9 protein-coding genes are annotated in these 13,898 nt (G+C 69.4%); all 9 read left to right on the top strand.

The genetic code is table 11. The annotated features are described in order from the left end of the window. Positions 1-55 precede the first annotated feature (55 nt). The 9 genes from IF22_RS0129840 to fxsT all read left to right on the top strand — a co-directional run bounded on the left by IF22_RS0129840 (position 56) and on the right by fxsT (position 13,876). Entirely contained in the window at positions 56-733 is a 678-nt protein-coding gene (locus IF22_RS0129840; protein WP_030337669.1) for a hypothetical protein, read from the top strand. A 176-nt stretch (positions 734-909) separates the two neighbouring features. Continuing rightward, complete coding sequence (locus IF22_RS0129835; RefSeq protein WP_030337668.1) at positions 910-1,728, top strand: basic amino acid ABC transporter substrate-binding protein; 819 nt, start codon at positions 910-912, stop codon at positions 1,726-1,728. 102 nt (positions 1,729-1,830) lie between these two features. Continuing rightward, positions 1,831-2,625, top strand: a complete 795-nt coding sequence (locus tag IF22_RS0129830) for an amino acid ABC transporter permease (RefSeq protein ID WP_030337667.1) — start codon at positions 1,831-1,833, stop codon at positions 2,623-2,625. Between the two features lie 4 nt (positions 2,626-2,629). Continuing rightward, entirely contained in the window at positions 2,630-3,469 is an 840-nt protein-coding gene (locus IF22_RS0129825) for an amino acid ABC transporter ATP-binding protein (protein ID WP_030337666.1), read from the top strand. Between the two features lie 293 nt (positions 3,470-3,762). Next, positions 3,763-4,767 (top strand): multicopper oxidase domain-containing protein, encoded by a 1,005-nt coding sequence (locus IF22_RS0129820; protein ID WP_030337665.1) that lies wholly within the window; start codon positions 3,763-3,765, stop codon positions 4,765-4,767. 23 nt (positions 4,768-4,790) lie between these two features. Further along, positions 4,791-8,735: a ThuA domain-containing protein gene (locus IF22_RS0129815; RefSeq protein ID WP_030337664.1), complete on the top strand. Its 3,945-nt coding sequence runs from the start codon at positions 4,791-4,793 to the stop codon at positions 8,733-8,735. A gap of 8 nt (positions 8,736-8,743) precedes the next feature. Continuing rightward, complete coding sequence (locus IF22_RS0129810; protein WP_030337663.1) at positions 8,744-10,279, top strand: OmpL47-type beta-barrel domain-containing protein; 1,536 nt, start codon at positions 8,744-8,746, stop codon at positions 10,277-10,279. Between the two features lie 32 nt (positions 10,280-10,311). Next, a complete protein-coding gene (locus tag IF22_RS0129805; protein WP_030337662.1) occupies positions 10,312-11,289 on the top strand; it encodes a hypothetical protein in 978 nt (325 codons plus the stop codon). 163 nt (positions 11,290-11,452) lie between these two features. Further along, complete coding sequence (gene fxsT, locus IF22_RS0129800) at positions 11,453-13,876, top strand: FxSxx-COOH system tetratricopeptide repeat protein (protein ID WP_156057981.1); 2,424 nt, start codon at positions 11,453-11,455, stop codon at positions 13,874-13,876. Positions 13,877-13,898: the final 22 nt, after the last annotated feature.

The following is a 13,898-nucleotide window of genomic DNA, read 5'->3' as shown; positions in this document are numbered from 1 at the left end:
ACGTCACGAGGGGCGGCTAATCTTTGGCCCCACCCCATCGATGTGAGGAGATGCGATGGCGCGCCGCACCGGCCGACCCTCCTACCAGTTGGACACTGCCGCTGTGGGTCGTCGCCGCACCGCGCGGTACGCGGCCGTCGCGGGCGTGATCGCACTGGTTACCGCGTTGCTCGGTGGACTGGTCGGCTACCAGGTGGGCCGTCCGGACGCCACCGAGGCGACCATCGCGAGCATCAAGCAGGCCGAGGCGAAGCGGGACGCCCAGCAGATCGTGGAGTTGACCGAGACCGCGCGGCGCGTCCGCGACCAGGTCGCCCCGGTCCTGGCCGCCATCAAGACGGAGACGACCGGCGGACGCGCACCGGACGCCGCGCAGACCCGCCAGTGGCAGGAGGTCATGCGCCGGGCGGCCGAACCGTTCGCCGACCCGCCGTCGGGGACCACCGCCACCAACGTGGCGCGCGGCGGGCTGCGCGCAGCGGTCCAGCAGGCGTCGCTGGCTGTCGACGCGTACGCGCTGGCCGCCGGCGTTCCGGCCGCGCAGCGGGCGGCCGTGCTGGATGTCGCGGCCCGGCAGGCGGCCGAGGCCGCGACGATCTGGTCGGTGGCGGCGACCCAGCTCGACCAGGTCAGCGTCGACGCCGGCCACGGCCACCAGCACGTGTTCCTGGACACAGACCCGCACGGTGGGGCCCTCACCCCGGACGGGGCGGCCGAGGGAACCGGTGGTTGAGGCAGGTTGCTGCGTGAGTGTCCGGTTCGCCGGCGGTGACCCAGGTGTCGCGTCGCCCGGGTGACCACGGCGTGATCTGGGGGCGACGCGCCCGATCGGGTACGGTCGCTTATCGCAAAGTCTATGAACCAGATTGGCTTTCTGTGCAAGGGAAGCCGAATCGGAGGGACACAGCCGTGAGGTTCCCAAGCGCCGTCCGTCAGGCCGGCCTCGTCGTGGCCGTCGCCGCCCTCGCACTGACCGCGGGTTGCGCGAAGAAGGACGACAGTGAGGTCCAGGCCAGCGGCGTCAAGCTGGTCGCGGCGGGCAAGCTGACCGTCTGCACCCACCTGCCGTACCCGCCGTTCCAGTCCAAGGACGCGAGCGGCAAGGTGACCGGCTTCGACGTCGAGATCATGGACCTGGTCGCCAAGGAGCTCGGCGTCGAGCAGACGATCATCGACACCCCGTTCGAGGGGATCAAGTCCGGCCAGGACCTCAACACCGGCAAGTGCGACGCGGCCGCCGCCGGCATGACGATCACCGAGGAGCGGAAGAAGGTCATCGACTTCTCCGATCCCTACTTCGACGCCACCCAGGCGATGCTGGTGAAGACCGGCAAGACGTACAAGTCGCTGGACGACCTCCGGGACAAGAAGCTTGGCGTCCAGGCGGCCACCACCGGTCGTGACTACGCCAAGAAGCTCGAGGCGGAGAAGGGCCTGAAGCTGGTCGAGTTCGAGGACCTCGCCGCCCTGCAGCAGGCCGTCGCCAACGGCCAGGTCGAGGCCGCCATCAACGACCTGCCGGTCTGGACCGAGTACCTGAAGAAGAACCCGGGCGGGTTCGAGGTCGCCGCCGAGTTCGACACCGGCGAGCAGTACGGCTTCCCGGTCAAGAAGGACGCCAACCCGGAGCTGCTCAAGAAGATCAACGAGGTGCTGGCCAAGGCCAAGCAGGACGGCACGTACGACACGATCTACGAGAAGTGGATCGGCAAGCGGCCGAACGCCTGAGCCGCAGAGCCGGCCGAGCGCCTGAGCACCACGTAGTACCGGAGGGCGCGCGTCCCGCGCGCCCTCCGTGTCGGTAGACCTCCGGGAAGGCAACGAGCCAACGTGAAGCTGCGACGCCGCCAGCGGGAGCGGCTGTCCCTCGGGATCCAGTACCTGATCTTCATCGCCGTCATCGCCGTGGTGGCCTTCGCCGCGGACTGGGGCAGGCTGGCCGACGCGTTCTTCCGCGTCGACATCATCACGTCGATGTTCCCGACGATCATCACCGTGGCGCTGCGCAACACGGTCCTCTACACACTCGGCGCGTTCGCCTTCGGCCTCGTGTTCGGCACCATCCTGGCGCTGATGCGGCTGTCCCGGGTGGCGCCGTACCGCTGGGTGGCGACGGCGTACATCGAGCTGTTCCGGGGTCTACCCGCGCTGCTGGTGCTCTTCCTCGTCGGGTACGGCATCCCGATCGCCTTCCCGGAGCGCGAGATTCCGGGCGGGGTGTTCGGTTCGATAGCTATCGGCCTCGGGTTGACCGCCGCGGCGTACATGGCCGAGACCATCCGGGCCGGCATCCAGGCCGTTCCCAAGGGGCAGATGGAGGCGGCGCGGACCCTCGGCATGTCGCACTTCACCGCCATGCGCACGATCGTCATCCCGCAGGCGTTCCGGATCGTGATCCCGCCACTGACGAACGAGCTCATCCTGCTCACCAAGGACTCGTCACTGGCCTACGTGCTCGGCGTGACGGCGCAGACCATCGAGATCACCAAGTTCGGTCGGGACATGCTCAACGACCGGGTGAACGCGACGCCACTGCTGGTGGCCGGCCTGGCCTACCTGGTGATCACCCTGCCGCTGTCGCAGGTGGTACGACGCCTCGAACTCCGCTACGCGAAGGCTCGGTGACCCCATGACGACCACGCCTTCCCGCCCCGCCGTGGAGATCCGCGACCTGCACAAGTCCTTCGGTCCGCTCGAGGTGCTCAAGGGCATCGACTTCGAGGTCGGCCAGGGCGAGGTGGTCTGCGTCATCGGGCCGTCCGGCTCCGGCAAGTCGACACTGTTGCGCTGCGTCGACCTGCTGGAGCAGCCGACGGCCGGCACGATCTGGGTGAACGGGGTCGAGATGACCGACCCGGACGTCGAGATCGACCAGGTTCGCCGTGGTATCGGCATGGTCTTCCAGTCGTTCAACCTGTTTCCGCACCTGACCGTCCTGAACAACCTCACCATCGCCCAGCGTCGGGTGCTCCGGCGGGGTCGGGCCGAGGCCGAGCGGATCGCCCGGGCCAACCTGGAGCGCGTCGGGCTGACCGACAAGGCCGACGCCTTCCCGGCCCAGCTCTCCGGTGGGCAGCAGCAGCGCGCGGCGATCGCCCGGTCGCTGTCGATGGAGCCGAAGCTGATGCTGTTCGACGAGCCGACCTCGGCGCTCGACCCGGAACTCGTCGGCGACGTGCTCACCGTGATGCGCAAGCTGGCCGAGGACGGCATGACGATGATGGTGGTCACCCACGAGATGGCGTTCGCCCGTGACGTCGCCGACCGGGTCGTCTTCATGGACGGTGGCGTGGTGGTCGAGCAGGGGCCGCCGCAGGAGGTGCTGGGCGCGCCGAAGCACGAACGGACCCGCGCGTTCCTCTCCCGGGTCCTCGACCCGACCCACGTCGCGCAGCTCGGCCAGCCGGACCAGGCGCCCGAGCCACCGCAGGCCCCGAGCCTGCCTGCGGACGACCGCCACCAGCTCTGACAGACATCTCCCGTACGGCTGACGCCGGATTGCCGCAGTGACGGCAGCCCGGCGTCCGCTTGTGTGTCAGCTTCATGTCAATCGACAGACGTCGTGATGTCAAGGTAATCTTTTTGCAATCAGAGCTGTACTTTCGTCGATGGATTACATAAGTTGCTGTCATCCATCGAAAGCTTTGAGTCTTCCGAGCAAAGCACGCGACGAGCCTCACCCTCAGTCGTGCCACCGCCCCCGCGCTCGGGTCGATGCACCCTGTCCTCGTCGCGTCTTCGCCCGGTCGGGAACGGAGACCAATGGACGATCACGCTGGTGGCCCTCACCGCCACCTGTCCCGTAGATCGCTGATCGCCACCGGTGCGCTCGCCGCCGGGGCACTGGGCGCGTCCGCCCCGGCGATCGGCAGCGCGTTCGGCGGCAGCCCCGCCCGGGCCGCCGCCGGTGTCACCAAGAAGATCACCATCTACGCCGAGCAGTTGCCCGGCAACCTGTTCGGGTACGGCCTGGCACCCGGTCAGGCCACCGTTCCGGGCCCGATCCTGGAGATGTACGAGGGTGACACCCTGGAAATCACCCTGGTCAACACCACCGACCAGCGGCTCTCCATCCACCCGCACGGGGTGGACTACAGCACCGAATCCGACGGCAGCCCGTTCAACGCCTCGTTCAACAATCCCGGTGAGACCCGGACGTACGTCTGGCGCTCGCACGAGATGGTGGCCGCGGCGGGCCGGCGGTACATGCCCGGCAGCGCCGGCTACTGGCACTACCACGATCACGCGATGGGCACCGACCACGGCACCGGCGGTGTCGCGAAGGGACTGTACGGCGCGCTGATCGTCCGGCGGCGCGGCGACATCCTGCCGTCGAAGCAGTTCACCGCCGTGTTCCACGACATGATGATCAACAACAAGATGGCACCGGCGACCCCGATGTTCGAGGCGAACCTGGGCGAGCGCGTCGAGTGGATCGCCATCGGCCACGGCAACCTGTTCCACACCTTCCACCTGCACGCGCACCGGTGGGCGGACAACCGCACCGGGATGTTGGAGGGGCCGAGCGACCCCAGCCTGGTGGTCGACAACAAGGACCTCAACCCCGGCAGCTCGTTCGGCTTCCAGGTGCTGGCCGGGGAGGGTGTCGGACCCGGCGCCTGGATGTACCACTGCCACGTGCAGACGCACTCCGACGGCGGCATGGCCGGGATCTTCCTGGTGCGCAACGCCGACGGCAGCATGCCGCCGGGCGCCGAAGAGGCCATCCACCGGTTCCAGGGCCACACCCACACGCACGGAAGCTGACCGAACCGAAAGTGGGGACGGGCATGACCAGAAACCTACGACGAACCCTCGCCGCCTTAGCGGCCCTCGCGACACTGCTCCCGGCGACGACGACGGCCGCGGCCGCCGCCGCGCCACGAACGGCCGCTGCCCCGCAGGCGGCGCAACCACAGAGGACAGCTGTCCTGGTGTTCCACGGGCCGGTGGCCGAGCAGCAGGACCCGGTGTCCCGTGCGGTCGACACCATCAAACAGCTTGCTGCCGGTCATGACATCGATGTCACGGCCACCACCGACCCCGGTGTGTTCACCACGGCGGGGCTGTCCGCGTACCGCAGCGTGGTTTTTCTCTCCGCGACGGGCGCCGCGCTCAACCGCGACCAGGAGTCGGCGCTACAGAGCTACATGAAGGCCGGCGGCGGTTTCGTCGGCATCGCCGACGCCGCCCGCGCCCAGGTCGACTCGACCTGGTTCACCGGCCTGATCGGCACCCGACCGGCCGGCGCCATCCCGGTGGCCGAGCCGGTGGCCCGGGTGACCGCCAGCGGCGAGAACCCGCCCAACGAGACCAAGGAGAAGCTGACCGACGGCGACGCCAACACGAAGTGGCTGGTCCGCACCCCGACCGGCTGGGTGGCGTACGAGTTGGCCGCGCCGAAGCGGGTCACCGGGTACGCGCTCACCTCGGCCAACGACTCCGCCGGCCGGGACCCGAAGGACTGGACCCTGCAGGGCTCCACCGACGGGCAGAGCTGGACCGACCTGGACCGTCGCACCGGGCAGATCTTCCCGGACCGCTTCCAGACCCGCCGGTTCGACATCGCCACGCCGCAGGAGTTCACCCGCTACCGGCTCAACGTCACGGCGAACAGCGGAGAGCCGCTGGTCCAACTCGCCGACCTGCGCCTGTTCACCGGCAGCACCACCGCCCCGGAGCCGCCCGCGGTGAACCGCGCGGTGGTGAACATCCTGGACCGCAAGCACCCGGCCACCGCGTCGCTGCCGATGACCATCACCCGGTCCGACCGCTGGGAGAACTGGGACCCGAACCCGATCGGCACGGTGCACACGCTCGCCCAGGTGGAGGAGCGGCACTACAACCCGGGGGCGGCCGCCAACGGCCCGTTCCACCCGGTGTCCTGGTGCCGGGACTACGACGGCGGCCGGTCGTTCTACACCGGCATGGGCCACACCGAGGGCAGCTACGGCGAGGAGGCGTTCCGCGCGCACCTCACCGGCGCGCTGAACTGGACCACCGGTCGGGTACGCGGCGACTGCCAGGCCACCATCGCGTCGAACTACAAGGTGGAGCGACTCACCGCCGCCAACCAGACCGGCCAGCTGGACCAGATCGGCGAGCCGCACGGGCTCACCATCACGCCCGACGGCACCGTCTTCTACGTCGGCAAGGCGGCCTGCCCGAGCGGCCCGATCGCGGACTGGAACAACCCGAACGTCGGCAAGGGCTGCGGCACCATCCACTCCTGGGACCCGCGGACCAAGCAGGCCAAGCTGCTCACCACCCTGGAGGTGATGGGCAACCGGGGCAGCGGCTCCGAGCTGGTGAAGAACGAGGAGGGCCTGCTCGGCATCGTGCCCGACCCCGCGTTCGCCGAGAACGGCTGGCTCTACGTCTACTGGATGCCGCACGAGTCGGTCGACCGGGTGAAGCGGGTCGGTCAGCGCACCATCTCGCGGTTCACCTACGACCGTCAGGCGCAGACCATCGACCAGGCCACCCGGAAGGACCTGTTGCAGTTCCCGGTGCAGGTCCACAGCTGCTGCCACGCCGGTGGCGGCATGGCGTTCGACGCCAAGGGCAACCTCTACGTCGGCTCCGGCGACAACAACTCCTCCGAGGGGTCGCAGGGCTACGCCGGCAACAACTGGACCCAGGAGTACGAGGGGATCTCGTTCCAGGACGCCCGCCGCACGTCGGGTAACACCAACGACCTCGCCGGCAAGATCATCCGGATCCACCCGGAGCCGGACGGCACGTACACCATCCCGGAGGGCAACCTGTTCCCGCCGGGCACCGAGAAGACCCGACCGGAGATCTACGTGATGGGCGTGCGCAACATCGCCCGTCTCCAGATCGACCCGAAGCACCAGTGGCTGACCGCCGGCTGGGTCGGCCCGGACGCCTCGTCGCCCAGTCCCACCCTCGGCCCGGCGAAGTACGAGACGGCCACCATCATCACCTCGGCCGGCAACCAGGGCTGGCCGTACTGCATGGGCAACCGGCAGCCGTACCGCGACCGCAGCAACACCGACGCCACAGTGCTCACCGGCTGGTACGACTGCGACAACCTGAAGAACACCTCGCCGCGCAACACCGGACTGGTGGACATCCCGGCGGCCCGGGACAACATGATCTGGTACTCGCCGGACGGCGGCGGCCCGGTCTTCCCGAAGCGCACCGACGGCAGCGGTCTGCCGACCTACGTCGCGGCCGACGCCACCTACACCCAGCCGTACCTGCGCGGCGGCGGCCAGGCCATCATGTCCGGCCCGACGTACCACCGCGACCTCGTCGACACCGACAGCGGCGTGGCGTGGCCGGAGCACTGGGACGGCAAGTGGTTCATCGGCGACCAGTCGAACGCCGCCAACCGGGTGGCGGTCACCGTCGACCCGGCCGGCGTGCCACAGGCCGCCCCGCCGGTGTACGCCGAGTCGCTGCGGGCCATCATCCCGGGCGGTAACGGCGACACCAGGTTGCAGAGCTGGATGGACGCCAAGTTCGGCCCGGACGGCGCGCTCTACCTGCTCGACTACGGCGGCGGGTTCTTCAGCCTGCACGCCAACCAGAAGCTGATCCGGATCACGTACACCGGCGGGGCGCCCACCCCGGCACCGGCGGCGACCTCGGTCGCCGTGCAGAACAAGCCGCTGACCGTGGCCTTCACCGGTTCCCGCTCCGGCGGCGTCAGCCACCGCTGGGAGTTCGGCGACGGCGCCACGTCGACCGAGGCGGACCCCCGGCACGTGTACGCCCGGGTCGGCACCTACACCGCGAAACTGACCGTCACCTACGCCGACGGTGAGACGGCGACGGTGCAGAGCACTGTCACGGTGGGCTGCGCGGTGCCCGACGACCGGCCCACGGTGTGGCTCGGCGACACGGACACCGGGGTGCCCAGTCGCACGGTCGGGCAGGGCTGCACGGCCAACGACCTGATCGACGACGAGAGCACCTGGGCCGACCACAACGGTTTCGTCCGGCACGTGACCGCTGTGGCCCGCGCGTTGCAGGACGACGATCTGCTCAACACCCGCGAGTCGGGCACCCTCACCCGGCTGGCCGCCGCGTCGGAGATCGGCCGGGACGGCCACACCGGGTACGAGCCGCTCTTCGACGGCACCGCCGAGTCGCTGCGCGGTTGGCAGCAGGCGCCGGACGGGAAGTTCGGCATCGAACCGGACGGGTCGCTGCGTTCCAGCGGTGGCATGGGCATGCTCTGGCACACCAAGGAGCTGGGCGACTTCTCGCTGAAGGTGCAGTTCCGCGACATTGCCCCGGGCACCGGCCGGGCCAACACCGGCGTCTTCATCCGGTTCCCGGACCTGCGAACCCCCCTCGACCAGCGACCGCCGGGCAGCTGCGGCACCGTCGGCTCGGCCCGGACCTCGCAGGCCTGGATGGCGATCTACTGCGGACACGAGATCCAGATCTACGACGGTGACACCGGTGAACCGCAGAAGACCGGCTCGGTCTACAACTTCGACCCGGTGCCGCTGGCCCAGGCCGGCGTCACCCCGAAGAACGAGTGGAACGACTACGAAATCCGCGCCGTCGGGCAGCACTACACGATGATCCGCAACGGTGTGGTGATCAACGAGTTCGACAACACCCCGGGCAAGCAGTCGTCGCGTGCCGGCGACCCACCGACGGACCTGCGGCAGTTCCTGCGCGGCTTCATCGGCCTGCAGAACCACGGTGACAACGACCTGGCCGAGTTCCGCAACATCCGCGTGCGGGAACTCTAGGAGAGACGATGACCCGACGACTGAAGGCCGCGCTGGCGGCGCTCCTGCTCACGGTGATCCCGTTGGCAGCGGTGCCCGCCTCCGCCGCCCCGCGCGTCGCCGCCGACCAGGTGCTGACCTGGACCGCCGACGACAGCATCACCCGCTACAAGTCCGCGCCCACCACGGCGGTGGCCGGGGCGACCACGATCATCTGGGAGAACAGCGCGGCCACCGGCAACACCACCGGGATGCCGCACACCCTGACCTTCGACACCAGCACCGAGGGCTACAACCACGACGTCACAGTCAACATCCTGGCCAGCCCGTTCGACGCCAACGACGGCCGCCACCAGGCGACAGTGACGCTGACCCCGGGCCGGTACCGGTACTTCTGCTCGATCCCCGGCCACAGCTCGATGGTCGGTGAGCTGGTGGTCACCGACGGCGGTGGGGGCGGTGACACCACCGCGCCCACAGTGACCGGCACCGTCTCCGGCGACCAGGACCAGGACGGCAACTACCTCGGCGCGGCCACCGTGACGGTGACGGCCACCGACGCCGACTCGGGGGTCGCGACCGTCGAATACCAGGTCGACGACACCAGCTTCCACCCGTACACCGAACCGGTGCGGGTGACAGCGGTCGGCGACCACGCGGTGCAGTTCCGCGCCACCGACCAGGCCGGCAACACCAGCGCCGTCGGCTCGGTGCAGTTCCGGATCGTCGAGGCCGGGGAGCAGGACACCACCGCGCCGGAGGTGAAGGCCACGCTGGCCGGCGACCGCGACGGCGACGGCAACGGCAACTACGTCGGTACGGCCACCGCCACGCTCACCGCCACCGACGCCGGATCCGGTGTCGCCACCATCGAGTACTCGTTGGACGGCGCTGCCTTCACCGCGTACACGAACCCGATCGTCGTGACCGCGGTCGGGATGCACATGCTGCACTACCGGGCCACCGACGTCGCCGGCAACACCTCGGCCGAGCAGATGGAACACTTCACCGTCGTCGAGCCGCAGGCCGCCGACACCACCCCGCCCACCGTCGCCGCCACGGTGACCGGTGACCGGAACGACGACGGCGCGTACGTCGGCGGCGCGACGGTGACCGTCACCGCCACCGACGCCGACTCGGGTGTGGCGAGCGTGGAGTACGCGCTCGACACCGGTGCCTGGGCCGCGTACTCGACTCCGGTCACCGTTCGCGCCACCGGGGCGCACACGGTGCGCTTCCGGGCGACCGACACCGCCGGGAACGCCGCCGCCGAGCAGTCGACGACGTTCACCGTGGTGGCCGACGGCACCGACGCCTGCCCGGAGTCCGACACCCGGGCCACGGTGGTCATCGACGGTGACGACACCGGTGTCCGCAACGTCGACACCGGCGACGGCTGCACCATCAACGATCTGATCGACGAACACGCCGACTACCCCGGCCACGCCGAATTCGTCCGACACGTCGAAGCGGTCACCGCCGCGCTGGTGACCGGCGGCACGCTCGACCGGCGGCAGCAGGGCGCCATCGTCCGGGCCGCGGCCCGATCGGACGTCGGCGCATGAGTCCTCGAACCTCATCGACAGGGAGAAACACGATGCCCGGACGTACCGTCGCCAAGCTGGCCACCGTGAGCGCCGTCATCGCGGCCTCGGTGCTGGCCGTGGCGCCCACCGCACACGCCGACCTGGTCACCCACTGCATCGGTACCGGCGGTGCGGTCACCGTGCCCAACGACCTGCTCGTGCCCGCCGGCGAGTCCTGCGCGCTGACCGGCACCACGATCACCGGCAACGTCACCGTCGCGGCCGGCGGCAACCTGGTGGTGACCGGTGGCCGGATCAGCGGCGAGGTGCGCGTCGCGGCCGACGGGTACCTGGACGCCACCGAGACGACAGTCGCCGGCCAGGTGGTGCTCGCCGCCGGGGGCTACGGGATCTTCCTGAAGGACGCGAGCACCGGCACTCTCACCGTCCGGCCGAAGGGCTCCACGACCATCGACAGTTTCCTCTTCGCCGAGGCGTCGACGGTCAGCGGGCACGTCAACGTCAGTGCCGGCGAGGTCCGGCTGGACCGGGGCACGCAGGTGCAGCGCAACGTCAGCAGCACCGGCACCTACTACACCGACCTGCACGACTCGTTCGTCGACGGCACGCTGTCGGTGCTCAACAGCGCCACCGGCAGCGTGGTGTGTGGCAGTGCCGTCCAGGGCCGGGCCACCTTCGCCGGCAACCTGGGTGGTGTGCAGCTCGGCCCGAACGGCACCCTCGACAGCTGCGCCTCCGGCGGTTACTGGGGCGGGGACGTGAGCGTCACCAGCACGACCGGTGGCGTCACGGTCGACGACAACATCATCAACGGTCAGCTGGCGGTGACGTCCAACGACCCGGCCGCCCAGGTCGCCGCGAACAACCGGATCCGTGGCGGCGTGACCGGTGACCAGGCCGCGGCCACCACCAACCGGGCGGCGCGGGTGGCCGCACCGGACCGCGAGGAGGCCGGCGACGAGCGCGCCGAGGTACGCCGTACCTCGGCCGTGCAGGAGGCCACCGAGGCGGGCGCCGCCCGGCTCTAGTAGCTCCACCCCGCACGCTGGGCCGGACGCCATCCAGGCGTCCGGCCCAGCGGCACGCCGAAGGGCTGGGCGTCGGGACGCATGAGCGGTGCCGCGTCAACCGCCACGACGGTGATCGATCGGATGTACCCGAGTCGCTACCGGCTGTGGTTCCGTAGATGCCGTGGATGCGGAGGTAGCCATCGGCGCGTTGAGCGCGGCCCTCACCGTTCTGGGGACCGTTGCCGCTTTCCTGCAATTGCGACGGACGCCCGCCTCGTCTGTGTCGACCCCGCCCGCTGCGGCGGTGAGGGGCAATGGGGGTTCACGCGGTCCGCTCGTCGTCGGTGACGTCCCGCGTGAGCCGGTGTCGCACCTGCGTCGTGTGGAGTTGTTGGCTGAGGTCGGGACGGTCTTGGCGACCAGCAAGGTGTGCGTACTGATGGGAGGGCGTGGGGTCGGGAAGACGCATCTCGCGGCCACGCACGTGCGCGACCAATTGCGCGCGAACGTCCCCCGGGTGGTCTGGGTCGTCGCGGATGACGTCGCTGCCGTGGTCACGTCGCTTGCTGACTTCGCGCGGCAGGCGGGCGCGGTGGACGAGGTTGTCGACACCGAGCCGGCCGCGCGCACCGCACTCCGCTGGCTTGAGAACGAACCGGAACGGTCCGTGATCGTGTTCGACAACGCGCTCGATGCCGACGCGATCGCTCGATGGATGCCGCAGCGCGGAAATGTCCATACGCTCATCACGACAACGAATCAGGAGTTCGCTGTCTTCGGCGTCACGGTGCACGTCGAGGTCTTCACGCCCGCGCAAGCGGTGACCTTCTTGTGCTCGCGGGCGGACCTCGACGACCCGGGAGCCGCCGCGCTGGTCGCGCGGGAGTTGGGTCAACTGCCGCTCGCACTGGCGCAGGCGGGTGCCGTGATCCGCCGCCACCGGTGGTCGTTCGCCGAGTACCTGGCCGGTTTTCGATCGATGCCACTGAGGTCGCTGCTTCCCCGCGTGCCCGGTGACGACTATCCACGCAGTCTGGAAGAAGCCACGCTGCTGTCGGTCAACGAGGTTGAGGACAGCGATCCGAACGGGCTGGCCCGCCGTCTGATCGATCTCATGGCCGTGCTGTCGGAGGCGGGAGTTCGTCGTGACCTACTGCGCAACCTGCACACCGAGCCGGCGAGCGTCGATGAGGCCTTGGGCGGGCTGGCGAACGCCTCCGTTGTTGGCTTCGACGTCACCGGCACACGGGTGGCGATGCATCGGCTCACCCGCCAGGTGGTGTTGGCGCGGGCCCGAGCGGAGGGACGAATCCGCGACGTGGTCCGGGATGCGCTGACGCTGTTGACCCGTGCCACGGAAGCGCAACCCGACTCCGGCGTCGACCTGGTGGACCACATCGCCGAGGTCTGGGCCGAGACGCAAACGGTTCTGGTGAGCGACGGCGAGGACGATGAGATGTGCGGTGAGCTGTTACGGCTGCGGCGGTGGAGCGTCGAACGGCTGACCAGCATGGGGGAGTTCAGCCGTGCGGTGGCCACGGGCATCACGGTGTTCACCGAGCACCGGGCGCTCGCGCCGTCTGATGACGAATCCATCGCCCTGGCGCGACAGGCACTGACGGACGCCTATGTAACAGCCGATCGTCCTAGTGAGGCTGTCCCCTACGCTGAGCAGGCCCTGGCGGACCGGATACGCCTGGCCGGCCACGACCACCCGAGTACGGTAAGCGCCCGCAACCGCCTGGGCTACTGCTGCGAATGCGGGGGTCAACTGGACCGCGCCTTGACCATCCATCGGTACAACCTCGTCGAGAGCATTCGTGTCTGCGGCGAGGACGCGCCGTCCACCATGGCCGCGAGGATCAATCTCGCGAGCACCTACCGCTCGATGGGCGACCTCGTCAAAGCCGTCCCGTTGTTCGAGGAGAACCTCGCGGAGAACCTGAGGGTCTATGGCCCTGACCATGGCTCGACGATCAACGCTCGGGGTGAGCTGGCACGCAGCTATGTGCGGGCGGGGCGGGCCGACGAAGGCGTCCGACTGCATGAGGAGAACGCGACCCTCGAGACCGACGAGCAACGAGCCGACGTCCACCTCAGTTGGTGGCCGCAGTACCGCGCGGCCGCGTACTCGGCCGCTGGTCGACACGATGAGGCGATCGACCAACTCCGTGCTCTCGTGCGGCGTATGGACGATGTTCTACCGCACGACAATCCGCAGGCGATCCGACTCCGCTTGTTCCTGGCACGGGCGCTGCTCGCCGGTCGACGTCACACCGAGGCACTAGCGCTGTTCGAGCGAACGGTTGTAGACCGGGAGCGCGTCCTCGGCATCGATCACCCGTCGTCACTCAACGCCCGGCGCAACCTCGGCCTGGCCCTGGCAACCACCGGGCGGCGTCGGCGGGCCCGCCTGATCCTCAGCGCCGTCGTGTCGGACTACACCCGTGTCCTTGGGCCGGAACATCCCTACACGCGCACCGCTCAAGCGAACATCGCGAGCCTGCCCAAGTCGCGCGGGTTCGTTTGGGGCCGACGTCGCGGCGTACTCCACCTGTTCCGAGTGGGCGGGAGTACCGTCGACCGTGGTGGTCCGCTGGCGTAACGGCTGGTGATCCGCTGCCCAG

The organism is Micromonospora parva (genome assembly GCF_000718515.1).
Lineage (GTDB): Bacteria > Actinomycetota > Actinomycetes > Mycobacteriales > Micromonosporaceae > Micromonospora > Micromonospora parva.
The sequence above is the reverse complement of the archived record's forward strand: the minus strand, read 5'-3'. Positions and strand labels throughout refer to the sequence as shown.

Coding starts and splice junctions, on each gene's coding strand:
- IF22_RS0129815 (WP_030337664.1), top strand. CDS start 4,791: ATGACCAGAAACCTACGACGAACCCTCGCCGCCTTAGCGGCCCTCGCG.
- IF22_RS0129825 (WP_030337666.1), top strand. CDS start 2,630: ATGACGACCACGCCTTCCCGCCCCGCCGTGGAGATCCGCGACCTGCAC.
- IF22_RS0129820 (WP_030337665.1), top strand. CDS start 3,763: ATGGACGATCACGCTGGTGGCCCTCACCGCCACCTGTCCCGTAGATCG.
- IF22_RS0129810 (WP_030337663.1), top strand. CDS start 8,744: ATGACCCGACGACTGAAGGCCGCGCTGGCGGCGCTCCTGCTCACGGTG.
- IF22_RS0129840 (WP_030337669.1), top strand. CDS start 56: ATGGCGCGCCGCACCGGCCGACCCTCCTACCAGTTGGACACTGCCGCT.
- IF22_RS0129805 (WP_030337662.1), top strand. CDS start 10,312: ATGCCCGGACGTACCGTCGCCAAGCTGGCCACCGTGAGCGCCGTCATC.